The following is a 23056-nucleotide window of genomic DNA, read 5'->3' on the forward strand; positions in this document are numbered from 1 at the left end:
CGCCTGGCCCTGTTGTTGCTAAAAGACTTCGTCCTGCTCTATGGAAATTGACTTGCCCTGGGTTGTCCGCCTCGCCTACGGCAGCATCTTTTTGCTCTTGACGGCTGTCACTGTGGGCGTTGGCTACATCACCTTTATCGACTGGCGGGATCGGCGGCGGCGCAGCGAGGCAGAACGGCAAGCTCGTCGCTCCAAGCGTCGGTAGCTACTGGGGTTCTGGGAGATTCCAAGAAGCCTCGCGATCGGGCCTGTCGTCAACGGTTCTCAGGACAGGAGGGGCCACCCAGGGCAAGGGATCCTCAGGCTGGAGGCAAAAGAGCTCTTGCAGGAGACTCTGGTTGGCTTCCCAGAGAGCTTGCAGGTTGTAGCCGGCGTAGGTGGGCAGAAAATCGGCCAGCTTGCGGTTGGCCTCCCCCAGCAGGATCATGCAGCCGCGGCGGTTGCCGTTTTGCAGGTGGTAGTAGGCCACGGCGGTTTGCAACAGCCCCTGGTAGAAGCGCCGCTCCGGATCCACCGCTTCCATCCACAGCGCCTCCAGAGTGTCGTGGCAGGCGTAGAATTCCCCCCGGTTGAATTGCTCAACCGCCCGTTGCAGCGCTTCTGGGTGGCAATTACTCATGGGTCTAGGCACAGTTGCGACTCAGGGGCGGCTGCTGCAGGGATCCCTGCGGCAACACCAGGGTAAAGCAGGTCTTGCCCTGGCCGCTTTCTATAGAGACGCTGCCCCCCAGCCGCTGCATCCACTGCTTAACCAAAGCCAGCCCCAGGCCGGTGCCGCCCCGCTTCCAGGGATCCCCGCTGGGGATGCGGTAGAACTTCTCAAAAATGCGCTCCCACTCGCTGCGGGGGATCTCCACCCCCTCGTTGATAACCCGAATTTGCACTTGTTCAGGGCTGAGGCGGCGCGCCGTCACCGTGATGCGGTGGTGAGGCGGGGTGTACTTGCAGGCGTTGTTGACCAGCTCCTGCACCACCCGCTCCAGACCCACCTGATCCGTCACCACCTTGCCCACCGCTGGGTCAATCTGCCACCGCAACTGTTGCTGATTGGCCTGGGCCCGCTGCACAAAGGGCTGGAGCACAGTGGGCAGCCAGGCGGCCAGGGACACTTCTTCGAGATGAAGGGGCTTGGATCCCTGCTCCAGCCGCTGCAGATCCAGCAGATCGCTGACCAATTCCGCCTCGCGCTCGCACTCCTGCTCCAGGATTTGCAAGTATTGCTCCCGTTTTTGCGGGGTGCGGGCCATTTTCAGCAGTTGGATGGCCATTTTCATGTTGGTGATGGGGGTGCGCAGCTCGTGGGAGACGGTGCTCAAGAAATCATCTTTGAGGCGGTTGAGGCGTTCCAGCTCGCTGATTTGCTGCACCGAGGCCTGGTAGAGACGGGCCTGGCGGATGGCGATGGCACAGTGATCCGCCACCTGCTGCACCACCCGCACCTCCAGCTCAGAGAAGCACTCGTCTGCCGGCTTGGCCAACCACAGATCGCCCAACACGGCCTGATCCTCCCGCAGCGGACATACCAGCAGGGTCAGCCCTTCCCGCCGCGGGATCCAGCTTTGCCCCGACAAATGGCACAGTTGCGCCGCTTGCCCCCTTTGCAGTTGCCGGTAGAGATCCGGGTAGTCGGCTAGGGTTAGAGCGATCCCGCCGGCGGGCGGCAGGGCGGCGGTGTATTCGTAGCGCACCGTGGCCTGGCCGGCTTCCGGATCGTAGAGACAGAGATCGCAGCCTTGGATGGGCAGCCCCAGAGCCAACTCCTGCACCACTGCCCGCAGGATCTGGGCTTCGTCCAGGGTGGTGCGCACCTGGTCGGTGACCCGCTGCAAGAGGGCATCCATTGCTAGAGAGCGCTGCAGGGCCGCCGTCCGCTCCTGCACCTCCTGCTCCAGACGGGCGTTGAGATCTTGCAACTGCCGGTAGAGCTGGTTTTGCGTGATCGAGAGGGCCAGGTGCACGGCAGCGCGGCTGACGAGCTCCAGCTCTGGGGCCGACCAAGCCTTGGGCTCGTCAATTTTCAGCTCCCGCCAGGCGGCAAAAGAGATCAAGGGCAGTTGTTGACGGGGATCCTCCCAACCTTCCCCTTGGGCGGGCCAGCGGTAGCCGGCCCAGTGGGTCTCTTGGCAGATGGCGCCACGAAACACGCTCAGCCAGCCCACCACCTGCTCGTTCCAAAGCAGCGGCACCGCCAGCAGCCCGCGGATGGGCGTCTGCTGCACCTGCGACCGCAGTTCTGGCCACTTCTCCAATTGCGAAAGCGACCAGGTTCTCACCCCGTCCCCTGCCGACTTGCCTCTTCCCACCTGCTCCTGCAGCCAGGCGTCGTATCCTGCCGGCGGCTGGCTCCCATAGCAGTGGAGAGTCTCCAAGCCCATGAACTGGATGCGCAGCCGCGCCCCGATCCCTTGGAGCTGGGCGGTAAGCTGCTCCAGGACGGTGCTCAGGGTGGTTTCGGGGTGAAGCGGCGAGTACACCAGCGCCGCAATTTGGTTAATCAAGCGTTCCTGCTGCGCCTTCCGCCGCGCCTGCTCCAGCAATTCCGCCTGGGCAATGGCAATCGACACCTGATCCGCCACCAACTGCACCACCTGCAGCTCCTCAGCAGAGTAGGAGCGCGGCTCGGTGTGGTGGGAGACCAAGAGCCCCCACAATTGCTGGTGATGCAGGAGGGGCACCACCAGGGAAGAGGCCACCCCCATACACTTGAGGTAATGGGCATGGCAGGGATCCACCGGCCGCTGCGGCACCTCTCCTAGAGGCAAAGGCTGGGCCTGGGCAAAGCGGCCCAGTGGCTCCGGCTGGCTGAGGGAGCGGGTCTGGCCCTCCACATCCACGATGACCCGCACCTGGGCCAGGCGAAACAGCTGCCGCGCTTGCTCAGGAATATCCCCCGCCGGAAAAGTCAAACCCAGGAGAGAGGGCAGCCGCTCAGCTTGTCGAGCTTCCGCCACCACCGTTCCATGACCTTCCGGGTCGAAGCGGTACACCTTGACCCGATCCGTGCCCAAAAAGGCGCGCACCTCCTCCACCGTTGCCCTCAGGATCTGATCCAGCTCCAAAGATTGCCGGATCTGGTGGGTAATGCGGTTGATGAGGGCATCCCGGCTGGTACAGGCTGCAGGGGCCAAGTTCTCCATAGCCATCTCTACATAAGGAAGCGCAGAAGTATTGAAAGCTACACTCCCTCTTTCACGATAACGCCCCCTGCCGGGAAGTTACAGAGCCGCAAGGGAAAAGCTTAAGGAATTCAAAAGTTCTCCACTCTCCTTCACAAAGGGGGCTGGGGCAGGCGGAAGAGGCGGGCGGCATTTTGGCTGGTCTGTTGGGCCAGGTCTTCCAAGGGGATCCGCAACAGCTCCGCCAGGGTTTGGGCCACCCGCTGCACGTAGGCCGGCTCGTTGCGCTTGCCGCGGAAAGGGGTGGGGGCCAAAAAAGGGCAATCGGTTTCCACCAAAAGCTGGGACAAGGGCACCTCCAAGGCCGACCGGCGCACGGTCTCGGCGTTCTTGAAGGTCACGATGCCGCTAAAGCTGATGAAGCAGCCCATCTCCACAAACAGCCGCGTCTCCTCCGGGGATCCGCTCCAGCAGTGCATCACCACCCGCAGCGGCCCCCCTGTGGCCAGGGCCTCTTGGAGAATCTCATAGGTGGCTGCTGCCGCCTCGCGGCAATGGACGATCAGGGCCAAATCCTGCTCCTGGGCAATGGCAATGTGGGCGCGGAAGGATTCTTGTTGCCGCTCGATGTCCGCCGGGTCGGATTTGTAAAAATCTAAGCCCGTCTCCCCGACGGCCACCACCCGCGTGTCGCTGGCGGCCAACTGGGCGATCTTTTCGGCCAGATCCGGCTGCCACTGGCGCGCCTCCAGAGGATGCAGCCCCACCGACAAGAAGACTTCGGCGTACTGGTCGGCAATGGCCTGCAACTGGGGAAACTCTGCTGGCGTTACACAGGAGTGCACCAGTTGCCGGATCCCGGCCTGGCGCCAGCGCTCGGCCACCTGCGGTAGATCGTCTGTAAAGTCGGGATAGTTCAAGTGGACGTGGGTGTCCACCAGAGGGGCAGCGGGCAAGACGGCGGTGCTCAAGGCTCAGCTCCCGAACAAAATAGTGTTGCAGACTCTATCCAATTGTAAAAGCGGTTCCCGGCTGGTTTGGAGCGCAGGGATCCCGTTCCGCCCATTCCTATGGGAGCATGAGGATGATCCAGAAAGTTCACAGTTGGAGGCTTGCTATGGCCCGTACTCCCTCGACCATGCTGCCTTTGGGCACCCCGGCCCCTGACTTCAGCCTGCCGGATGTGGTGAGCGGCCAAACCATTTCCCTCTCTACTTTTGCCGACAAGCCCGCTTTGCTGGTGATGTTCATCTGCCAGCACTGCCCCTATGTGAAGCACGTGCAAGAAGAGCTGGCCCGCATTGGCAGAGATTACAAGGATCGCGGCGTCGGCATTGTAGCCATCAGCGCCAACGATGTGGAGAAATACCCCGACGACAGCCCCGAGAACTTGAAGAAGATGGCCGAGACCTTGGGCTTTACCTTTCCCTTCTGCTACGACGAAAGCCAAGAAGTGGCCAAAGCCTTTAGCGCTGCCTGCACCCCCGACTTTTTCCTGTTCGATGCGGAGCGCAAGCTGGTCTACCGCGGCCAACTGGACGACAGCCGCCCCAGCCTGACGGATGTGCCGGTGACGGGCAAAGACTTGCGGGCGGCGCTGGATAACCTGCTGGCGGGCAAGCCCATCGATCCTGACCAAAAGCCCAGCCTCGGCTGCAACATCAAGTGGAAGCCCGGCAATGAGCCTGCTTATTTTGGTGGGTAGCTCCCGTTTTTTTGAATTGCGGCCAGGGCCTGGCGATGCAAGCTGGGGTTGGCCGCCGCCAGCACTTCTCCCCTAGAGGTGCGGGTTAGGGGCTCCCCCGACCAATCAGTAATCACGCCGCCGGATCCCTCGATCACCGGCACAAGGGCGGCAAAATCGTAGAGGGCGAGGCCACACTCCAGCACCAGATCCACACAGCCGCTGGCCAACAGGCCGTACTGGTAGCCGTCGCCGCCATAGGAGGTGATGTGTACTGCTCGACTGAGCTGCTGGAAACGCCGTTGTTGGTCGGGGTGGGCGAACAAATCAGGGGTGGTACAGCTCAAGTAGGCGCGGCTGAGGTCGCTGTTGGTTTTGGTCTGGGCGGGTCGTCGGCAAGAGGGAGTAATCCACTGGGTGGGTTCTCCCTGCACCCCCAGCCAGCGCTCGCGCAACACCGGTTGATCGATGATGCCCAGAACGGGGCGATCCTCTTCCAAGAGGGCGATCAGGGTGGCAAAGGTGGGCTTGCCGGTGGAAAAGGCAATGGTGCCATCCAAGGGATCCAGAACCCAGGTGTAAGGGGATCCCGTCTGGTGAAAGCCAAACTCCTCGCCAAGGATGCTGTGTTGCGGCACCTGGGCCATGAGCAAAGCCCGCATCGCCTGTTCTGCCTCCCGGTCAGCCACCGTCACAATGGGGGAGCGGGCTTCTTTGTATTCCGCTTGCAGCTCTCCGCGAAACAAGGGGCGGATCACTGCTCCGGCAGCATCGGCCAGGGCCTGTGCCAGTTCAATCCATTCTGTTTTGACCACCTTTTGCCCACCGCACCTGCGCGTTTCCTCTTTTAGCATAAGGAAAGATTTCTCCCCGGTTATGCGGTCTGGCCTGCTTTTGACTCCTCTGGAATGGCTCTGGACGGCGATTGGGGTGATCCTGACCATTTTGGGCACCCTGACCCATCTGAGTTTTCCGCCGGAGCTGCCTGGGCTGGGGGGATATAGCTTCTCGCTGCAAATCGGGGGCGTGCTGCTGACGGCTTGTTTGGCGGGGCCGGTGGCGGCGGTGTGCGCCCAGATCGTCTACTTGGGGCTGGGGCTGGCGGGGTTGCAGGTGTTTGCCCAGGGGGGAGGGTGGCAGTACCTGCACCAGCCCACCTTTGGCTACTTGTTGGGTTTTTTGCCGGCTGCCTGGGCCTGCGGGACGATTGCGTTTCGGCAACGGGATCCCCATTCGCTTCCTTCTTCCTCTGTCCGCCAACGCACTGCCGCTGTCAAGAGGCTGGCAGCCCCCCCGGTGGGCCTCCAGGAGCTGGGATCCGGCAGCTTGGTGGCTTTGGCCTTGATTCACCTGACCGGGATTGTCTATCTTTTGGCCACGCAACCCTGGAACCAGGAGTTGCTGAGGTTGATCAGGCTTTACTCAGGCTATACCCTGCCGGGACAGCTCATTGTGGCCAGCTTTGCCGCGGTGATGGCGGTGCTGCTGCGGCGCTTACTGCTGCTCTGAAGCAGGGGAGCCAACTGTGCACAAAAGCCCATGCAGATTTGGGTGGAAGCGCATCTTTCCCCAGGCTACGGCAACAGAAAGTAGCCTAGAGTGGTGCTGCTCCCAACGGCAATTCCTGAGGCGGGTAGATGCTTATCCAACCGGCGAGGATCGATCAGATTTTTGTGAGGAGAACAGAGGAATGCAACGGACTGCTCTGACCCTTTTGGCCACTGGCCTTTTGGCGACTGGGCTGGCTGCCTGTGGAGATGGCGGCAGCTCCGGGGGCACGATCATCACTCCCCCCCAAAGCCCAACGGTTTCGTTGATCAATGCGCCCACTTCTGTGCGGGTGGGCACCTCCACACCGGCTTTTACGGTGCAGGTGAGTGTGCCCGGCGGCGCCCGCCCAACGCAATTTGTTGAGCTGGAAACGTTTAACCCCAATGGCGTGCGCGTGCAGCGGGAGTTCTTCAGCCCGCAACAGGCTAACTGCGCTCCCGGAGCCACCTTTTGTAGCTTCATCACCGACTTCCGCGTCGCCGCCGGGGATCCTGTGGGCATTTGGCAGTTCCGGATCACCGCCTATGACCAGCAAAACCGCTCCGGCTCCCAAACGCTGCTGATTACCGCCTTCCAGTAAACAATTCCGGCTGCCAGGTTGGGTTGGGAACTTTATGAATCTGAGGGGGAATGCCCAATACCGAGCACCCCCCTCAGGAGATGGCTATTTTATTTTCGCAGCTCGCAAGCTGCCCGGATCCCTCACTCCATGTCCCGCCGGTTGGGGTTACGGGCGGGGTCGTTGCTCAAAAAGCCAAACACAAAAAGCCCAACAAAAAAGATGACAACCGCGTAAACAGAGATTTTCAGTAACAGCATAGTTTCAGCAACCTGTTTCCGACTGAATGAACCGAGGAAGCGATAAGGCAATGGTAAGGCAAGGGCAAATAGCCACAGCGACGGGATCCCGTCCAACCTGAGGCTTTGCAAAACTTCTTCACAACATCATACCTCCCGGCGGTTCCCTTTCCCGCCATTGGCCCCGCTTTGCCCCGAAAGATCCTCCCATTACGCCCCCGCCAAAGGCCACGCAGCCTGGCCTGACAGGGATCCCCGGCAAGAGCAAAGATTGTTAAGAAATATTTGAGACTGGAAAGAAAGATTGCGGCGCCCGTGGGCGACCGGAATATAGAAGGACAAGGTCTGCGGCTTTGCCAGGTCTTGCCGGATGTGTATTGGATTTAACCATGCCTTCTGATCGGTTGGGCAACTTAGGAGCTCTGGATGGGGGTCAGCCGCAACCTTCGCCGGGGATCTGTCGATCTCAGGAGGTGTTGCTGGCGGACGGGATGCCGGCCTTTTTGCGCCACTGGCCGCAGGGATCCCCTTGTGGGCGGGTGTTGCTGTTGCACGGCAAAGGGGATCACGGCGGCGGGTTTGAACCCTTGGCGGAGGAATTAGCTGCCCAGGGATGGGAGGTTTTGGCCCCGGATATGCGGGGATTTGGCCGCTCCGGCGGCATCCGCTGCTGGATCGACCGCTTCGGCCAATACCAGGCGGATCTGGAGGAGATCACTCAGCAGGTCTGGCCGCAGAAGAGGATCCCGCAGATCTGGTGTGGGTACAGCGCGGGGGCCAATTGGGTTACGGAATATGCCCTTGCCCATCCTGAGCAGGTGCAGGGCTTGATCTTGATCTCTCCGGCCTTCCGCATCGACCACTATTTCACCCCCTTGACCTACGCCCTTCTGCAGGTGTTGGACAGGGTTGTTCCCCAGTTGGCCTTGACCGGCCTTTACGATCCGGCACGGGTGACTTCCTTGCCAGCGCAGCAGGCCGCCTTTGCGGCAGATCCCTATGTGTGTGGGGTAACGCGGGCCAGATTTACAGCCGAACTGGTGCGCAGCGGGCGGCGCTGCCTCGAGCAAGCCCATCGGCTGGAGCTGCCGGTTTTGCTGCTCTACACCTCTGCCGACATTGTCGTCAATCCTGCCGGCGCTGTGGATTTTGCCTGTCGGCTCCCCAACGGTGAGATCCACGATTTTCCCCAATCGCGCCACGACCTTTTGCACGACTGCCAAGCCGAAGCTGTCAAGGAGACTCTCCGCTGCTGGCTGGCCCGCCATTTCCCCCCTTGCCCTGGCTATCGCCTCTCTCCCCCGACGAGCACCTCGGCCCCCGCCGACCTCATGGCAAAATAGAGACGCCCTCTTTTTCTTTGCTGCTCTCATGAGCCAAGACTTGATCTACCGTCCCCGTCGGCTGCGGCGCACCGAAGCCCTGCGCCAGATGGTTCAGGAAACCCACCTGCGGGTGCAGGATTTGATCTATCCCCTGTTTGTCATGGAAGGGGAGAACCAGCGGCAGGAAGTAGAGTCGATGCCCGGCTGCTACCGCTACACCCTGGATCTGCTCCTCAAGGAGGTGGAGGAAGCAGCCAACTTGGGGATCCTGGCGGTGGCTTTGTTCCCGGTGGTGCCGGAAGAGAAAAAGGATCCCACCGGGCGGGAGTGCTTCAACCCGGAAGGCTTGATCCAGCGGGCGGTGCGGCGGATCAAGCAGGAGATCCCCCAGATCTTGGTGGTGACGGATGTGGCTCTGGATCCCTACAACAGCGACGGCCACGATGGCATTGTGCGGGACGGGGTGATCCTCAACGATGAGACGGTAGAAGTTCTGATTAAGCAGGCTCTCTCCCAGGCGGAAGCGGGAACCGATATCGTGGCCCCCTCCGACATGATGGACGGCCGTGTCGGCGCCATTCGGGAGGCTCTGGATAGCCAAGGCTACACCGACGTAGCCATTCTGGCCTACTCCGCCAAATATGCCTCTGCCTTCTACGGCCCTTTTCGCGATGCCCTGGGATCCGCGCCCAAGTCGGGAGACAAAAAAACCTATCAAATGGATCCCGCCAACGCCCGCGAAGCCATTAAAGAGGTGGAGCTGGACGAAGCCGAGGGGGCAGACATGGTGATGGTAAAGCCGGCCTTGGCCTACTTAGACATCATCTATCGGGTCAAGGAAGCAACGGATCTGCCCGTGGCCGCCTACAACGTCAGCGGCGAGTACGCCATGATCAAGGCTGCCGAACAAAAGGGCTGGATCGACGGCAAAAAAGTGATGATGGAATCGCTCTTGGCCATGAAGCGGGCCGGTGCCGACATCATCCTCACCTACTTTGCCAAAGAGTTGGCCTTGCTTCTCAAACAATCCTAGGTAATTCTAGCCAGCGGCAGTCTATGGCCTGGCAGGCGGCTGACGGAACTGCCCGATCCAGGAAGGAGGGATGTTCTTCTCCTCGTCGGCTACCAAAGTACTGGGATCCACCAAGCGCACCTGAATTTGATTGGGCGGCACCCGATTCAGACGTTCCTTGATCAGGGCCTCTCGTTGCAAGGGATCCATGCCGCGATCCACCCCCTCCTGCAGCCGAGAAATCCGGTTGGACAAGACCTCGATGTGCTGCTCCAGAACTTGGAGCCGATGGTGCTGGGCCAACTGCACCGGCAAGAGGCGACACAAACCACTGAGGGCAGCCGCCGTAAACAAGACATTCACCCCGATGTGGCAGGCCACCTCCCAGGCTTGCGGCTCGTGGGCAGGCCGGCGGGAGCGAGTCGAGGAGCGGGCAACCGGGAGAGCGGCGGGATCCCCTTGCCCACTTGCCCGAACCAGGGATCCCTGCGAGCGATGGGCTCGTGGAGCAACGGAGATGTCTAGCTGCGATCCAGCAACCTGCTCTACGCGCACAGACATGCGGCCAGCCGGAGTACGGGAGGAAGACTGAGGTGCCACGGGTGAAGGGAAGAAAATAGGGGGACGATGAGCCGCCTCTGCTGCCAAGAAGCGCAGCTAGGGCTTATTGAAGCCGATTTTCCCCGGTGTGTCAGGCTTTGTCCCAAAACATTTTCGCTTTCGGACGCTGCCACTTGGCCAAGCTCGGCAAACCGATTACGGGATCCCAAGCCATCGCCAACGTCGGCAAGAAAACGCGCTAGGCTAGAGGTTCCCCTTGTCAAAAGGCCCCGCACCGATCCAAGAACGAGGGCAGTTATGTAGAGGTCAGTCGGATCCCCATATGCGCATTGTCATCACGGGTGGGAGTGGTTTTATCGGGCGTCGCTTGGTGGCCCGTCTGCTGGAGCAAGGGGATCAGGTTTTGGTCTTGAGCCGCCGCCCCGACCAGGCCCGCCGCCTGTTGGGGGAATCCCCCAACCTCAAGCTGCTGCCCTACGATCCCTATCAACCGCAAACCTGGGCCACCGCCCTGGAAGGGTACGAGGGCATTGTCAACTTGGCCGGAGAGCCTTTGGCCTCTTCTCGCTGGACAGAAGCCAAGAAAAAAGAAATCCGCCGCAGCCGCGTGGAGACCACTCAAGCCCTTGTCCAAGCCCTCGCCTCCCTCGACCAGAAGCCCCAGGTGATGATCAGCAGCTCGGCGGTGGGCTACTACGGCTCCCACCCGCAGGGAGAGCCCCTGACAGAGGCGGATCCCCCGGCCCAAGATTTTCTGGCAGAAGTCTGTCAAGCCTGGGAAGCTGCCGCCCGGCCCGCTGAGGAATTGGGGATCCGCCTGGCCATCGTGCGCACAGGGATTGTGTTGGGGCCAGATGGAGGAGCACTGGCACAGATGTTGGCCCCCTTCCAGTTCTTCATCGGCGGAACGATCGGCTCCGGCAAACAATGGCTCTCCTGGATCCACCGCGAGGATTGGGTGAGTTTGGTCTGCTTCCTCCTACAACAGGGATCCGGGGTGTTCAACGCCACCGCTCCCAACCCGGTGCAAATGGAGGAGTTTTGCCGCACCTTGGGCCAGGTCTTGGGTCGCCCCTCCTGGTTGCCCGTGCCGGAGCTGGCTCTGGAACTGCTGTTGGGCGAGGCAGCTCAAGTGGTGCTGACAGGGCAAAAAGTGATCCCTCAAGCGGCTTTGCAGATGGGCTTTACCTTCCAATACCCACAGTTGAAAGAGGCACTGCGACAGATTCTCCTCCCCCCTTGACCAAGACCGGCGCTTACTCTTCGGTGAAATCGGCCTCCACCACCCCTGAAGCAGCACCAGGCTCAGGGCTGGCAGCCACCGCTTGCGCCGGAACCGCCTGGGGCACCTGCACGATCTGGGGTGTGAAGATGAACAGGTTGTACACCGTGTTGCGGCGGATGTTGTCCATCATCTCCAAGAACAGCTCGTAGCCCTCGTTCTTATACTCGATCAGAGGATCCTTCTGGCCATAGCCGCGCAGGCCCACTGCCTCCCGCAGCGCCTCCATCTGCTGCAGATGCTCCCGCCAGAGGGTGTCCACCTGCTGCAACAGGAAGAAGCGCTCCGCCTTGCGCATCAAGCCTGGCTCAAAAGTATCCAGAAAAGCCTCTTTGGCCTCGTAGGCCAGCTCTGCTTGCTTGAGCAGGTGGTTCAAGATCTGTTCGTAGGAGAGATCCCGCAAGTCGTCCGCCTTGAGGTTCTCTTTGAGCAGGGGCACAAACTCCTGCATCTTGGCGGTCAGCTTGTCGATTTCCCACTCTTCCGGCGGCAGCTCCGGGTTGACGTGGGCCCGCACGATCTCCTCGACAGTCTTGCGCACATAGTCGAGGATTTTGGTTTTGAGGTTCTCCCCTTCCAAGATGCGTCGCCGCTCTGAGTAGATGGCCCGCCGCTGGTTGTTCATCACCTCGTCGTACTCAAACACCTGTTTGCGCAGGTCGAAGTAATACACTTCCACCTTGCGCTGCGCGTTCTCCAGGCTGCTGGAAAGCAGCGGGTGCTCGATGGGCATGTCCTCATCCACCCGGAACATGTCCATCAGTTTGGCCACCCGCTCGCCACCGAAGATCTTGAGCAGGTTATCTTCCAGGCTGAGGAAAAACCGCGAGGAGCCGGGATCCCCTTGCCGTCCGGCGCGGCCCCGCAACTGGTTGTCGATGCGACGGGACTCGTGGCGCTCCGTGCCGATCACGTGCAGGCCGCCCAGCCGCACCACTTCCTCGTGCTCGGCCTCGGTTACCTTTTCGTACTCGGCCTTGATGCTGTTGTAGACCTCCCGCAGTTGCAAGATCAGCGGATCCTGCACCGGCGCTTTCTCCGAGGCCACCGCGATGAGATCTTCCACCACCAGCTCCGGCAGGCGGTTCAACCCATATTTGGTCACCGCCGCCGCCACCACCTCCTCCAGCGCTTGGCTGGTGCGGGCCGACAGCTCACAGGGGTAAAAGTTGGGAGAGACCACCGTCCAGGATTTTTTCGGCTTAGGTGAGGATCCTCCAAATCCCTGGCCCCCACCCCGCCCTAGCATGGGAACGGATCCCAGCGGGTTGTCGGCGTCCAGTTGCACCAGCTTGGGCATCAGCCGTTCCCGCAGCTTGAGGCGGGCCATGTACTCGGCATTGCCGCCCAAGATAATGTCCGTGCCGCGCCCGGCCATGTTGGTAGCAATGGTTACGGCACCTTTGCGCCCCGCCTGGGCGATGATCTCCGCTTCCCGCTCCACGTTCTCCGGCTTGGCGTTGAGGAGGTTGTGCGGGATCCCCATCTCCTTGAGCATGGCCGAGAGGCGCTCAGATTTTTCCACGCTGGTCGTCCCCACCAGTACCGGCCGGCCCCGCTCGTGCATGTGGGCAATTTCCTCGGCGACCGCTTTCCACTTGGCGTTTTCGGTCTTGTAGACCAAGTCGGGAGCATCTTTACGGCGGATGGGCCGGTTGGTGGGGATCACCGTCACTTCCAGGTTGTAGGTTTTGCCGAACTCGGCTTCCTCGGTGCGGGCGGTGCCCGTCATGCCGGAGAGCTTGGGATAGAGCAGGAAGAGGTTTTGGTAGGTGATGGTGGCCAGGGTTTGGCTCTCGTTTTGGATCGGCACCCCCTCCTTGGCTTCCACCGCCTGGTGCAGCCCATCCGACCAGCGGCGACCGGGGAGCACCCGCCCGGTGAACTCGTCCACGATCACCACCTCTTGGTTGCGGACGATGTAGTGGACATCCTTGATGAAGAGCTCCTTGGCCTTCACCGCATTAAAGACAAAGTGGGCCCAGGGATCCTTGGGGTCAAACAGATCGGAGACCCCCAGCAACCGCTCGGCGGCTTCAAACCCTTCGTCGGTGAGGATGACGTTGCGGGCTTTTTCGTCCACTTCGTAGTGCTCGTCCCGGATCAGCTCCCGCGCCACCTGGGCCGCCTTGAGGTACTTTTCGGAGGGGCGGGCCATCTGGCCGGAGATGATCAGGGGGGTGCGGGCCTCGTCGATGAGGATGGAGTCCACCTCGTCGATGATGCAGTAGTTGAAGGGCCGCTGCATCACCTCTTTGATGTCGGTGGCCATGTTGTCCCGCAGGTAGTCGAAGCCCAGCTCGCTATTGGTGCAGTAGGTGATGTCGCAGTTGTAGCTGCGCCGCTTCTCTTCGGTGGACATACCCTCTTGCACCAGGCCAACCGTCAGGCCCAAGAAACGGTGCACCTGCCCCATCCACTCCGAGTCCCGCCGGGCCAAGTAGCCGTTGACGGTAACGATGTGAACCCCCTTGCCGGTCAGGCCGTTGAGATAGGCAGGCAGGGTGGCGACCAGTGTTTTCCCCTCGCCGGTTTTCATCTCGGCAATCTGGCCCTCGTGCAGCACCATGCCGCCGATGAGCTGCACGTCGTAGTGGCGCAAGTTGAGAACCCGCTTGGCCGCTTCCCGCACCACCGCAAACGCCTCGGGCAGGAGGTCGTCGAGGGACTCCCCTCTATCCAGGCGCTGGCGAAACTCGGTGGTCTTGGCCCTGAGCTCCGCATCGGAAAGAGAGGCGATCTCGATCTCCAGCGAGTTGATCAGCTTGACAACAGGACGGTACTGGCGGATCTTGCGATCGTTGGGATCCCCAAGGAGCTTTTGTAGGGTTTGGAGCATGGGCAAGCCTGGGCCGATAAAGAAGTTGACTGATGACGCAATTTTACCATTTTGATTTGGCTGGCCAGGGAGAAGTTGGCCTGGGCGAGCTGAGCACAAAACACCTAAGCTGTGGGAATGGCTGAAGAGGGCCTGCGGTGACTTGCGGTCTGCGGCGAGAAAATGTCAGTCTAGGGAAGCGAAGGGATCCCAGGGCTTATGAACTTTTTGGGTGTTGGATTGCCGGAAATGTTGGTCATCTTTGCGGTGGCCCTTTTGGTCTTTGGGCCGCGCAAATTGCCGGAGATCGGTCGCACGTTGGCCAAAACCCTGCGCAGCTTGCAAGATGCCTCCAGAGAGTTTGAGGCGCAGTTGAACCGAGAGGCACAGGAGCTGGAAAAAGCTGTCCGCCCAGCAGCGGCCCGAACCCAAGCCGAGTCGGTCGCCATAGCCAATCCGCCTGGCAAACCCGCCAATGGGGCAGAACCCGTAGCCGCCACAGCCGACAACTCGCCAACCGCAGACGCCGCCTAGTCGATGGCCCGCTTCAACCCGCTTTGCTTTGGCCTGGAGATCGCGCGCCTGTTCGAGCAAGGGCAGTCCTATTTTGCCCCGGCGAAGGTGGAAACCTGGCTGCGGCAGCACGGCCAAAACCCCTCCGACTACGAGATCTCGTTTCACCAGGAGCTGCCCCCTGCCGGCTCCTCGGCAACCATCTGGATTCGCATCGACCTGAAGCGTTGGGATGGCCAGCCGGTGGATCCCTGGCTGTTGGCAGAGATCAACCGGGTCGATTGACAGCCTTGCTCTGGGGCCGATCCAGGCCCTAGGGTAAAGAGGCGAGCTCTTCGCACCCTCTATGCCCACGGCCACTTTGTTGGTGTCTTGCCCCGATCAAAAAGGGCTGGTAGCCAAGCTCTCCAATTTTATCTACAGCTACGACGGCAACATCCTGCATGCCGACCACCACACGGATCCCGAGGCAGGGCTGTTCCTAAGCCGCATCGAGTGGGACTTAGAGGGCTTCCAACTGGAGCGGGCGGAAATTGTCCCCGCCTTCTCGGGCATTGCCCGTGGGATCCAGGCCAACTGGGAACTGCATTTTTCCGACACGCGCCGTCGCCTTGCCGTGTGGGCCAGCAAGCAGCCCCACTGTCTGTTGGATCTCATCTGGCGGCAGAGGGCTGGGGAACTGCCGGCGGAGATCCCTTTGATCATCAGCAACCACCCCGACTTGGAGCCGCTGGCCCGCTCCTTCGGCATCGACTACCATCACATCCCGATTTCTCCAGAGAGCAAAGCAGAGGCAGAAACCCGCCAGCTTGCCTTGCTGCAGGAGTATCGCATCGACCTGGTGGTGTTGGCCAAGTACATGCAGGTGCTGAGCGGGTGGCTGCTCCGCCAGGCGCCGCCGGTGATCAACATTCACCATTCCACCCTGCCCGCCTTTGCCGGCGCCAACCCCTACCAGCGCGCCCACCAACGGGGCGTCAAGATCATCGGCGCAACTGCCCACTACGCCACCGAAGATCTGGATGAGGGGCCGATCATCGAGCAGGATGTGGTGCGGGTCAGCCACCGCGATACCGTTGCCGACCTGATCCGCAAAGGCCGCGACATGGAACGCCTAGTCCTGGCTCGGGCCGTGCGCTATCACCTGGAAAATCGCGTGCTGGTCTACCACAACAAAACGGTGGTGTTTGCTTGATGAGCAAAAAACTGGGCTTATAAGCGCTCCGCGCCGCTGCCCTCACCCCCGGCCCCTCTCCCAGAGGGAGTACTCCCTCACCCCCGGCCCCTCTCCCAGAGGGAGCGCTCCCTCACCCCCGGCCCCTCTCCCAGAGGGAGAGGGGAGTTAGGGATAGGGCTCCGCGCGGCCAGCGCGTTCGTGACAGCGTTACGTGGCAATAACGTTTCATTGCTATTTGATGATGACTAAGTAAGCAGAACTTTGCGGCTTGGCTATAGGGAACTGTCTAGGGGCGCATTGACAACCCCTTTACGAGCCTGTCCATGGGCTGCGTAAGGATCCCCCGACTTAAGTGGTGGGAGTGGCAACGACCCTACGGGTAGAGTCCCGCCGAAGCAGCTAAGCAGTCTGTTGTCCGCCTACAATGGCCCGGCAGCGAATGTAGGGACCGCCTGCATCCACCTTGGCCGGCTGCCCCTTGCCGCAATGGCCAGATCCCAGGTCCCAGAGAAAATCCCGCGAGACGGCATCCACCGATTGCAACACTTCAAAGGCATTGCCCGTGATGGTGACCCCTCGCAGCAGCTCCGCCAGCTTGCCGTTGCGAATGCGGTAGGCCCGCTCCACGCCAAACATAAACTCGCCGGTGGAGTCGGCTTGCCCGTTTCTGGCCCCATCCAGGAAGTAGCCGTCGGGAGTGCTGGCGATGATCTCCTCCAAAGTCTGGGATCCCGGCTCGAGGTAGGTGTTGCGCATGCGGATGAGGGGCTCATCGGCATATTCCCAGGCGCGGGCGTTGCCGGTAGGCTCGACGCCGAAGTGGGCAGCCGTTTCGCGGTTGTGCAGGTAGCTCACCAAAATGCCGTTTTGGATGATGGTGGTGGTTTGGGTGGGAACGCCTTCGTCGTCCACCGGCAGCGTCCCCCCTGCCCCCGGCATAAATTCGGAGCGGCCTGAATCCTTGAGCGTAACCAGTTCGCTGGCCACCCGCTGGCCCAGCTTGCCGGCAGCCACCGAGCCGGCCAAGACAAAATCCGCCTCGACGGTGTGGCCAATGGCCTCGTGCACCAGCAGACCCACGATGGAAGGAGACAAAATGACCGTGGCCCATCCTCCCTCGGCGTAGCCTGCGGAGAGGAGATCGACCGCAGTAGCAGCCGCCTTTTCCGCCATCTGCAAGGGATCCGAGCGGAACAGACAGTCCCACCCCCCCGTTACCCCGATGGACTCGGCGCCGCTGCTCAGTTGGCCATCGGCCTCGGCCACCGCTTGTACCCGCAATTCGGGGCGCACCAGGCGAAAGGCCACATCCGCCCCATCGGTGGTGACAATGGCTTTTTCCTCGTAGATCTCGTTGTAGGTGCAACTGGCGGAGCTAATACGAGCGGAAGACTTCTGGGCTTGGGCTTCCGTTTCCAAAACCAACTGGATCTTCGCCTCTAGAGGCTTGTTGAGCACCTCTCCCACGCCGGGCTCGCAAAACTCCCCTTGGGCCAACCGCACGCTGGGCAAAGCCTGCAACTTGTGTTTGCGGTAGTCGGCGCTGGCGCGGGCAGCCTGCTGCGCCTCGGCAATGGCCTCTCGAATGGCAGCCGGCGAGGGATCCCCGGTGGCGGCAAAGCCCCAGGTGCCGGCCTCTAGCACCCGCACCCCCACGCCGGAACGGCGGCGAACCGCGGTGCGCTCAAGGCGGCCTTTCTCGGCGGTGACACTGCGAAACACCTTGCTGTGGTAGCGCAGTTCCACAAAGCCAGAGCAATCTCGAAGGATGTCGCGCAGAAGGTCTCGCATGGCAACAGGGGGATAGATGCGGTGCTCAATTCAGCATAGCCTCATTGTGGGCTTAATCGGGGTCGAACCTTGGCCTGACGGGAAGGGATCCCAAAGGAGAGGATGGAGAACGACGCACAATGAGAAAAGCCAAGGAGCCGACCGTTGCAGGTGAAAAGATATGGGGTGAGTTTCAGCGACAAGTGGGTGGCTGCAAGCCGGCAGAACCAAAGCTGTCTCTGGCTGGGCTTGGATCCCAATCCAGAGCTGTTACCTGCCCACCTCAGGCCAAAGGGAGAGCCCGATTCCAACCTGGTTGCCTCTGCAACACCGCAAATGATGGCCGCCTTGCTGGACTGGCTGGGCTGGGTGATCGAGCAGACGCAGGATCACGTGTGCGCCTACAAGCCGACGCTGGGGTTTTATTTGGCCCTGGGATCTGGCGGCCTGGAGTTGCTGGAAGCGGTGCTGCACCGAGTGCCCACAGGGATCCCGGTCATTCTCGATGCCAAGTACGCCGATTTGAACAGCGCCTCTGTTCTGGCTCGGCAGGCTTTTGAAGTTTGGAATGTGGATGCCCTCACCCTCAATCCTTATGCAGGCCAGGATCTGGTGGCTCCGTTTTTGCTCTATCCTCACAAAGCTGTGTTTCTGCTCTGCCGTACCAGCAATCCGGGGGCCAACGCCATCCAGGACTACCCTGCCGAAGCCATCGCCGGGCAGCAGGAAGGAATAGAGAGCGTGGAACCCCTTCACCTAAATCTGGTGAAACAGTGCCGCCATTGGGGCACACCCGAACAGGTAGCGCTGGAAGTGGGATCCGCGCATCCCTCAGTGATGGGTCGCATCCGCGCCGCTGCTCCCGAACGGCTGATCTTGGCCCGCAGCCTCTGGGGAGAGGGCGTGGACTGGCAGGCTTGTCTGCAGGCGGGGTTGAACGCCCATGGAGAGGGCCTGTTGCTGCCGGTACCCCAGGACTGGTTGGCTCGCCAGGATTTGAAAGAGGCTGTAAGCCAGTTGCGAGAAACCGCGGAAACAGCTCGCTCTCAGAAGGGACAGTCGGGATCTGGGCCGGCTTGCACCTTGTGGGTGCCGGATGTCTGTCTGTTGCAGCCCAATCCTCATACGGATTTGATCCTAGAGCTGTACGACATCGGCTGTATTCTATTTGGAGATTATGTCCAGGCTTCTGGGCAAACTTTGCCCTATTACATTGATCTGCGTACCATTATTTCCAAGCCGCAAATCTTCCATCGCGTTCTCAAGGCTTACGCAGAGATTTTAGAAACCCTTTCCTTCGAGCGGATTGCCGGGATCCCCTATGGATCTCTGCCGACGGCAACCGGATTATCCCTGCGCTTAAATAAGCCGATGATCTATCCCCGCAAAGAGGTAAAAGCCCACGGAACTCGCCGGCAAATCGAGGGATCCTACCAACCGGGGGAAACGGTGGTTGTAGTGGATGACGTTTTGATTACAGGGCGCAGCGCCATGGAAGGAGCCGAGAAACTGCGCTCGGCAGGGCTAAAGGTGGAAGACATTGTGGTGCTGATCGATCACGAGCAGGGGGCGCGAGAGCGTTTGCAAGAGCAGGGGTACCGCGGCCATGCCGTTCTCACCCTCTCGGAAATCAAAACCACTCTTTTCCGCGCCGGCCGCATTGACGAAGCCCAGTTTAATCGTCTCTCCCAGCTCTCACCCCCAGCCCCTCTCCCTGAGGGAGAGGGGAGTTAGAGCGGCGCGAAAGCTACAACGACATGGTTCGGTTACGGAAAGCCGGTAGGGCTGCCATGCCGACCCCAAACCCGATGGCCAGACGCAGCTAGAGAACCAAGTTAACCAGCTTTTTCGGCACCACCACCACTTTTTTGGGCGTCGCCCCTTCCAGATACTTTTGCGCCGCCTCAGACTGAAGGGCCAAGCGTTCCTGCTCCTCTGGCGTCACGTCCGCCGGTGCCTCAAATGAGCCGCGCAATTTGCCGTTCACCTGAATCACAATGGTTACCGTGTCGGCCACCAGAGCCGCCGGATCATGGCTGGGCCAAGATTGACGATGGACTGAGTCCTGGCCGCCCAGCGCCTGCCACAACTCCTCGGCAATGTGGGGGGCAAAGGGGGCCAAGAGCAACACCAGGGTGCGCATCCCCTCCGCATAGACCGGCGAATCCGGGATCCCGGCCTCGGCCAGGGCGTTGCTCAGCTTCATCAGCTCGGCGATGGCGGTGTTGAGCTGGTATTCCTCCAGATCCTCACTGACTGCCTGGATGGCCGTGTGGACGGCGCGGCGCAGATCTTTTTCGGCCTTGGTCAGGGATCCCGCCTCGACCTGGGCCTGCAGCAGCTCGGCGGCTTTGCCCCGCAAGGACTCCGTCCCGCTATCGCGAACGACAAACTCGTACACTTGCCGCCAGACGCGGTTGAGAAAGCGAAACTGGCCTTCCACATCGGCATCGTCCCACTCCAGATCTTTCTCGGGGGGCGCCTTGAAGAGGATAAACATGCGGGCTGTGTCCGCTCCGTAGTGGGCCAGCACTTCCTCCGGATCCACGCCGTTGCCTTTGGATTTGGACATGGTGGCGTAGATAACTTGCAGGGGCTCGCCGGTCTCTGGATCTGTGGGGTTGTTGGGATCCTTGACCAGAGCCGCCGGGATCCAGCGATCCTTGCCGGACTTGTTGGGGTTGTAGTAGGTGCGCCCCTGCACCATCCCCTGGGTGAGCAGACGCAAGAACGGCTCGTCAAAATTCAGCAGCCCCTGATCTCGCAGCACCTTGGTGAAAAAGCGGGAATAGAGCAGGTGCAAGATGGCGTGCTCGATACCGCCCACGTACTGATCTACCGGCAGCCAGGCGTTGACCAGGTCTCTGCGGAAGATCTCGCGGTCGTTGCGGGGATCGCTGAAGCGCAGGAAATACCAGGACGAGCAGATGAAGGTGTCCATCGTGTCGGTCTCGCGGCGGGCATCGGCGCCACAGGTGGGGCATTTTACCTTCACCCAGTCCTCCAAGTGGGCCAAGGGAGAGCCACCTCGTCCGCTCAGCTCCACATCCTCCGGCAACAGCACCGGCAGATCCTCCTCCGGCACCGGCACAATCCCGCAGTGGGGGCAATGAATTACGGGGATGGGGCAGCCCCAGTAGCGCTGCCGCGAGATGAGCCAATCCCGCAGGCGGTAGTTCACCTGCCGTTCCCCCAAGCCCTGACTCTCTAACCAGGCGATGGCTCTTTCTACGCTCTGCCCTGGGCCTTTGCCCACCGGGATCCCGTCCAAGGGGCCGGAGTTGATCATCACCCCTTCCCCTGTCCAGGCCGACTGCAGATCTGCAGCCGTCTCCCCTGCCTCGCCGGGCGGCTGCACCACCTGCTTGATGGGCAGGCCAAACTTGCGGGCAAACTCGAAGTCCCGCTGGTCGTGGGCGGGCACGGCCATGATGGCCCCCGTACCGTAGCCCATCAGCACATAGTCGGCAATCCAGATGGGGATCCGCTCTTGGTTGACGGGGTTGATGGCGTAGGATCCCGTCCAGACGCCCGTTTTTTCCCGGTCTTCGGCGCTGCGCTCGATCTCGCTGCGGGCGGCAGCCTCGGCCTGGTAAGCCTTGACGACGGGCTGTTGCTCAGGGGTGGTGAGCTTGTCCACCAAGGGGTGCTCCGGCGACATGACCATGAAGGTGGCCCCCCAGAGGGTATCGGGCCGCGTGGTGAACACCGGCAGCTCCTCCCCTGTCTCCGCTTTGAAGACAACCCTAGCCCCCACCGACCGGCCGATCCAGTTCTCCTGCATAATGCGCACCCGCTCCGGCCAGCCGGAGAGCTGTTCTAGGTCGGCCAGCAGTTGGTCAGCATAGGCGGTGATTTTGAAAAACCACTGCTTGAGCAGGCGCTTTTCCACCAGAGCGCCGGATCGCCAGGAGCGCCCCTCCGCATCCACCTGCTCGTTGGCCAGCACCGTCTGATCCACGGGATCCCAGTTCACCGCCGCCTCTTTTTGGTAGGCCAGGCCCGCCTTCAAAAATTGCAGGAAGATCCACTGCGTCCATTTGTAGTAGTCTGGCGAACAACTGGCTATCTCCCGCTCCCAGTCGTAGGAAAGCCCCAGCCGTTGCAGTTGATCCCGCATCTGGGCGATGTTCTGGTAGGTCCACTTGGCCGGCGGGATCCCCCGGTCGATGGCGGCATTCTCCGCCGGCAGACCAAAGGCATCCCAGCCCATCGGGTGCAGCACCGCGTACCCTTGCATGCGCTTGTGGCGGGCAATCACATCGGTGATGGTGTAGTTGCGGACATGCCCCATGTGCAGGTTGCCGCTGGGGTAGGGGAACATCGACAAAGCATAAAACTTGCGGATCCCGTCCTTCAACTCTGGGGTGCGATCCAGCCCCATTTCACGCCAGTGGGCCTGCCACTTGCTCTCGATGGCCCGGGGATTGTAGCGCGCGTCCACGGTTTGATGCTCCTGGGGAAAAAGCGCTCACCCTTTACATGCTACGCAAGTTTTAAAATCAGTAGGTTTCTTCGTGCCACCTATCTGCTTTCTTCAGCTCCTTCTGGAACTTGCTCCAATCCTGACCGGCTTGTTCGGCCAAGGGCCCCATGACGTTGTTGATCCCGTCTTCCATCCCCTTGAGGCCGCAGATGTAGGTGTAGGTGTTGGGCTTTTGCAGCATCTCCCACAGCTCAGCGCCGTACTCCGCCATGCGGTTTTGCACGTACATCTTTTTGCCGTCGGGGGTTTGCTGTTCGCGGCTGATGGCGTAATCGACGCGGAAGCGATCCCCGTACTGGGCTTTCCAGGCCTCTAGATCCCCGTGGTAGAGCAAGGTGGAAGTGGTAGGTACCCCAAAAAACAGCCAGATCCTGCCCTGATAGTTGGGATCCTCCTCAAACAGATGCTTGATGAAGGCGCGAAAAGGGGCGATGCCGGTGCCGGTGGCGATCAAAATCAGGTTGGCGTTCTCATCTTCGGGCAGTAGGAAGGTTTTCCCCGAGGGCCCGGTGATCATCACCTCGTCGCCGGGTTTGAGATCGGTGAGGAAGCCGGAGCAGACCCCCACCCCCGGCTGGCCCGTCTCTTTATCCACGTATTCGGCCCGCTTCACGCTCAACGAAACGGTGCGCCCCTCGCCATCATCGCCGTAGCGGGTGGACGCAATGGAGTAGAGGCGGGGCTTGTGGGGCTTGCCTTTGGCATCTTCGCCAGGGGGGATAATGCCAACGCTTTGCCCTTCTAGGTAGCGGTAGTTGGGATCCGGCAAGCTGAGCACGATGTGCTTGGTCAGCCCGGGCGCCCCCTCGCCGACAATGGAGTAGGTCTCCACACATTGTCCGATCAGAGGCGCGTTGGGACGATACAGATTGACGACAACCTCTCGCTTTTCTGCGCTGGCAACCATAACTGCGATCTGCTCCTGGCACTGGAGAGAAAATGGATAGCAAACACCATAGCAGC

Annotated in this window: 21 protein-coding genes; 11 read left to right on the forward strand and 10 right to left on the reverse strand. The window is 61.0% G+C overall.

What is annotated here, in order from left to right:
• Positions 1–40 precede the first annotated feature (40 nt).
• On the forward strand, positions 41–205 hold the full coding sequence (locus NW851_RS00115; protein ID WP_414336459.1) for a hypothetical protein: 165 nt from the start codon (positions 41–43) through the stop codon (positions 203–205).
• Here the strand turns inward: NW851_RS00115 and NW851_RS00120 are convergent, their stop codons facing one another.
• The 3 genes from NW851_RS00120 to NW851_RS00130 form a co-directional block, all read right to left on the reverse strand.
• Positions 206–619 carry a DUF309 domain-containing protein gene (locus NW851_RS00120; protein ID WP_414336460.1) on the reverse strand — a complete coding sequence of 138 codons (414 nt, stop codon included), beginning with the start codon at positions 617–619 and terminating at the stop codon, positions 206–208.
• Between the two features lie 4 nt (positions 620–623).
• Entirely contained in the window at positions 624–3143 is a 2520-nt protein-coding gene (locus NW851_RS00125) for a GAF domain-containing protein (protein WP_414336461.1), read from the reverse strand.
• A gap of 125 nt (positions 3144–3268) precedes the next feature.
• Positions 3269–4087: a TatD family hydrolase gene (locus NW851_RS00130; protein WP_414336462.1), complete on the reverse strand. Its 819-nt coding sequence runs from the start codon at positions 4085–4087 to the stop codon at positions 3269–3271.
• Between the two features lie 146 nt (positions 4088–4233).
• Between NW851_RS00130 and NW851_RS00135 the strand changes: the two genes are divergently transcribed.
• Complete coding sequence (locus NW851_RS00135; RefSeq protein ID WP_414332867.1) at positions 4234–4821, forward strand: thioredoxin family protein; 588 nt, start codon at positions 4234–4236, stop codon at positions 4819–4821.
• Here the strand turns inward: NW851_RS00135 and hisN are convergent.
• Complete coding sequence (gene hisN / locus NW851_RS00140) at positions 4806–5654, reverse strand: histidinol-phosphatase (RefSeq protein ID WP_414336464.1); 849 nt, start codon at positions 5652–5654, stop codon at positions 4806–4808. The two genes, NW851_RS00135 and hisN, sit on opposite strands and share 16 nt — an antisense overlap.
• A gap of 22 nt (positions 5655–5676) precedes the next feature.
• Between hisN and NW851_RS00145 the strand changes: the two genes are divergently transcribed.
• Both NW851_RS00145 and NW851_RS00150 read left to right on the forward strand, forming a co-directional pair.
• Positions 5677–6309, forward strand: coding sequence for a biotin transporter BioY (locus NW851_RS00145; RefSeq protein ID WP_414332863.1), 633 nt, complete (start codon positions 5677–5679; stop codon positions 6307–6309).
• Between the two features lie 181 nt (positions 6310–6490).
• The gene (locus tag NW851_RS00150; protein WP_414336466.1) at positions 6491–6931 is read left to right on the forward strand and encodes a hypothetical protein; all 441 of its coding nucleotides are present in this window, start codon (positions 6491–6493) and stop codon (positions 6929–6931) included.
• A 122-nt stretch (positions 6932–7053) separates the two neighbouring features.
• Here NW851_RS00150 and NW851_RS00155 read toward each other — a convergent pair whose 3' ends face one another.
• Complete coding sequence (locus NW851_RS00155) at positions 7054–7170, reverse strand: photosystem II reaction center protein I (RefSeq protein ID WP_011431538.1); 117 nt, start codon at positions 7168–7170, stop codon at positions 7054–7056.
• Between the two features lie 368 nt (positions 7171–7538).
• Here NW851_RS00155 and NW851_RS00160 point away from each other — a divergent pair, with 368 nt between their 5' ends.
• Entirely contained in the window at positions 7539–8492 is a 954-nt protein-coding gene (locus NW851_RS00160; protein ID WP_414332859.1) for a lysophospholipase, read from the forward strand.
• A 28-nt stretch (positions 8493–8520) separates the two neighbouring features.
• Entirely contained in the window at positions 8521–9507 is a 987-nt protein-coding gene (hemB, locus tag NW851_RS00165; protein ID WP_414336468.1) for a porphobilinogen synthase, read from the forward strand.
• Positions 9508–9528: 21 nt separating this feature from the next.
• On the opposite strand, the gene NW851_RS00170 is transcribed toward hemB, so the two are convergent.
• Positions 9529–10047, reverse strand: a complete 519-nt coding sequence (locus NW851_RS00170; protein WP_414332855.1) for a hypothetical protein — start codon at positions 10045–10047, stop codon at positions 9529–9531.
• Positions 10048–10369: 322 nt separating this feature from the next.
• Here NW851_RS00170 and NW851_RS00175 point away from each other — a divergent pair, with 322 nt between their 5' ends.
• Entirely contained in the window at positions 10370–11290 is a 921-nt protein-coding gene (locus NW851_RS00175; RefSeq protein ID WP_414332854.1) for a TIGR01777 family oxidoreductase, read from the forward strand.
• 13 nt (positions 11291–11303) lie between these two features.
• Here the strand turns inward: NW851_RS00175 and secA are convergent, their stop codons facing one another.
• Positions 11304–14168, reverse strand: a complete 2865-nt coding sequence (secA, locus tag NW851_RS00180) for a preprotein translocase subunit SecA (protein ID WP_414336469.1) — start codon at positions 14166–14168, stop codon at positions 11304–11306.
• Positions 14169–14366: 198 nt separating this feature from the next.
• Between secA and NW851_RS00185 the strand changes: the two genes are divergently transcribed.
• The 3 genes from NW851_RS00185 (at position 14367) to purU (ending at position 15855) form a co-directional block, all read left to right on the forward strand.
• Entirely contained in the window at positions 14367–14681 is a 315-nt protein-coding gene (locus NW851_RS00185) for a TatA/E family twin arginine-targeting protein translocase (RefSeq protein WP_414332849.1), read from the forward strand.
• Positions 14682–14684: 3 nt separating this feature from the next.
• Complete coding sequence (locus NW851_RS00190; RefSeq protein ID WP_414332847.1) at positions 14685–14945, forward strand: hypothetical protein; 261 nt, start codon at positions 14685–14687, stop codon at positions 14943–14945.
• Positions 14946–15006: 61 nt separating this feature from the next.
• Positions 15007–15855: a formyltetrahydrofolate deformylase gene (gene purU / locus NW851_RS00195; protein WP_414332845.1), complete on the forward strand. Its 849-nt coding sequence runs from the start codon at positions 15007–15009 to the stop codon at positions 15853–15855.
• A 381-nt stretch (positions 15856–16236) separates the two neighbouring features.
• On the opposite strand, the gene NW851_RS00200 is transcribed toward purU, so the two are convergent.
• Positions 16237–17628, reverse strand: a complete 1392-nt coding sequence (locus NW851_RS00200; protein WP_414332844.1) for a TldD/PmbA family protein — start codon at positions 17626–17628, stop codon at positions 16237–16239.
• Between the two features lie 150 nt (positions 17629–17778).
• On the opposite strand from NW851_RS00200, the gene NW851_RS00205 reads away from it, so the two are divergent.
• A complete protein-coding gene (locus NW851_RS00205) occupies positions 17779–19341 on the forward strand; it encodes a bifunctional orotidine-5'-phosphate decarboxylase/orotate phosphoribosyltransferase (RefSeq protein ID WP_414336609.1) in 1563 nt (520 codons plus the stop codon).
• An 88-nt stretch (positions 19342–19429) separates the two neighbouring features.
• Here NW851_RS00205 and leuS read toward each other — a convergent pair whose 3' ends face one another.
• Together leuS and NW851_RS00215 are read right to left on the reverse strand one after the other, a co-directional pair.
• The gene (gene leuS, locus NW851_RS00210) at positions 19430–22051 is read right to left on the reverse strand and encodes a leucine--tRNA ligase (protein WP_414336472.1); all 2622 of its coding nucleotides are present in this window, start codon (positions 22049–22051) and stop codon (positions 19430–19432) included.
• A gap of 58 nt (positions 22052–22109) precedes the next feature.
• Positions 22110–23000 carry a ferredoxin--NADP(+) reductase gene (locus NW851_RS00215; RefSeq protein WP_414332840.1) on the reverse strand — a complete coding sequence of 297 codons (891 nt, stop codon included), beginning with the start codon at positions 22998–23000 and terminating at the stop codon, positions 22110–22112.
• Positions 23001–23056: the final 56 nt, after the last annotated feature.

This window comes from Synechococcus sp. H55.7, assembly GCF_047462395.1.
GTDB lineage: Bacteria > Cyanobacteriota > Cyanobacteriia > Thermostichales > Thermostichaceae > Thermostichus.

What these genes read in the sequence shown, in the direction of transcription:
- NW851_RS00135 (WP_414332867.1), top strand. Translation starts at nt 4,234, where the DNA reads ATGGCCCGTACTCCCTCGACCATGCTGCCTTTGGGCACCCCGGCCCCT.
- NW851_RS00185 (WP_414332849.1), top strand. Translation starts at nt 14,367, where the DNA reads ATGAACTTTTTGGGTGTTGGATTGCCGGAAATGTTGGTCATCTTTGCG.
- NW851_RS00120 (WP_414336460.1), bottom strand. Translation starts at nt 619, where the DNA reads ATGAGTAATTGCCACCCAGAAGCGCTGCAACGGGCGGTTGAGCAATTC.
- hisN (WP_414336464.1), bottom strand. Translation starts at nt 5,654, where the DNA reads ATGCTAAAAGAGGAAACGCGCAGGTGCGGTGGGCAAAAGGTGGTCAAA.
- NW851_RS00175 (WP_414332854.1), top strand. Translation starts at nt 10,370, where the DNA reads ATGCGCATTGTCATCACGGGTGGGAGTGGTTTTATCGGGCGTCGCTTG.
- purU (WP_414332845.1), top strand. Translation starts at nt 15,007, where the DNA reads ATGCCCACGGCCACTTTGTTGGTGTCTTGCCCCGATCAAAAAGGGCTG.
- NW851_RS00145 (WP_414332863.1), top strand. Translation starts at nt 5,677, where the DNA reads ATGCGGTCTGGCCTGCTTTTGACTCCTCTGGAATGGCTCTGGACGGCG.
- hemB (WP_414336468.1), top strand. Translation starts at nt 8,521, where the DNA reads ATGAGCCAAGACTTGATCTACCGTCCCCGTCGGCTGCGGCGCACCGAA.
- NW851_RS00215 (WP_414332840.1), bottom strand. Translation starts at nt 23,000, where the DNA reads ATGGTTGCCAGCGCAGAAAAGCGAGAGGTTGTCGTCAATCTGTATCGT.
- secA (WP_414336469.1), bottom strand. Translation starts at nt 14,168, where the DNA reads ATGCTCCAAACCCTACAAAAGCTCCTTGGGGATCCCAACGATCGCAAG.
- NW851_RS00155 (WP_011431538.1), bottom strand. Translation starts at nt 7,170, where the DNA reads ATGCTGTTACTGAAAATCTCTGTTTACGCGGTTGTCATCTTTTTTGTT.
- NW851_RS00150 (WP_414336466.1), top strand. Translation starts at nt 6,491, where the DNA reads ATGCAACGGACTGCTCTGACCCTTTTGGCCACTGGCCTTTTGGCGACT.
- NW851_RS00170 (WP_414332855.1), bottom strand. Translation starts at nt 10,047, where the DNA reads ATGTCTGTGCGCGTAGAGCAGGTTGCTGGATCGCAGCTAGACATCTCC.
- NW851_RS00125 (WP_414336461.1), bottom strand. Translation starts at nt 3,143, where the DNA reads ATGGCTATGGAGAACTTGGCCCCTGCAGCCTGTACCAGCCGGGATGCC.
- NW851_RS00160 (WP_414332859.1), top strand. Translation starts at nt 7,539, where the DNA reads ATGCCTTCTGATCGGTTGGGCAACTTAGGAGCTCTGGATGGGGGTCAG.
- NW851_RS00115 (WP_414336459.1), top strand. Translation starts at nt 41, where the DNA reads ATGGAAATTGACTTGCCCTGGGTTGTCCGCCTCGCCTACGGCAGCATC.
- NW851_RS00200 (WP_414332844.1), bottom strand. Translation starts at nt 17,628, where the DNA reads ATGCGAGACCTTCTGCGCGACATCCTTCGAGATTGCTCTGGCTTTGTG.
- NW851_RS00190 (WP_414332847.1), top strand. Translation starts at nt 14,685, where the DNA reads ATGGCCCGCTTCAACCCGCTTTGCTTTGGCCTGGAGATCGCGCGCCTG.